At 60.2% G+C, this 558-nt stretch carries 1 pseudogene; it reads left to right on the forward strand.

The annotated features are described in order from the left end of the window. Window positions 1-135: 135 nt before the first annotated feature. A pseudogene (locus AC2W7A_RS13265) lies at window positions 136-378 on the forward strand (ImmA/IrrE family metallo-endopeptidase); the annotation flags it as partial. Window positions 379-558 lie beyond the last annotated feature (180 nt).

Below are 558 nucleotides of genomic sequence, written 5' to 3' on the forward strand. Positions count from 1 at the left end.
GCGCGGATGCGCTCCTCGATGAGCTGCAATGCCTTCGCCTTGAACTCGGGGCTGTACTTCTGGGGCATGGTCCGATCCTCCTTGAGGAAGTAGGTCGGAACGAAACCCAGGGCGCTTCACAACGGCCAGCTCTTCACCTTGGCCCATGAGTTCGCCCATGTATGGAGAGGCGTCGGCGGCATCAGCGACGAGGATCTGCGCTACGAGCCACGCAACGAGGTCGAGCAATGGTGCAACGATGTTGCCTCGGAATTCCTTGTTCCATCCAATGACTTGCGCGAGCGCTATGCGGGGGTTTCTTCCTTGCGTCTCACCAAACAGATTGAGCGGCTTGCGAGCATCTACCGCTGTGGGAGGGACTGCCGCACCGTTAGGTGACAGTTGGGGTGTTAGGCCGCGAGGCTCACGGCTGGGTTCATGATGGTCTCGTATTCGATGGGACTGCCGCACCGTTAGGTGACAGTTGGGGTGTTAGGCCGCGAGGCTCACGGCTGGGTTCATGATGGTCTCGTATTCGATGGGGGTCAATCGACCCAGACGTGCCTGTCGACGGCGGCG

The organism is Micrococcus sp. LASM2_SD2 (assembly GCF_057364565.1).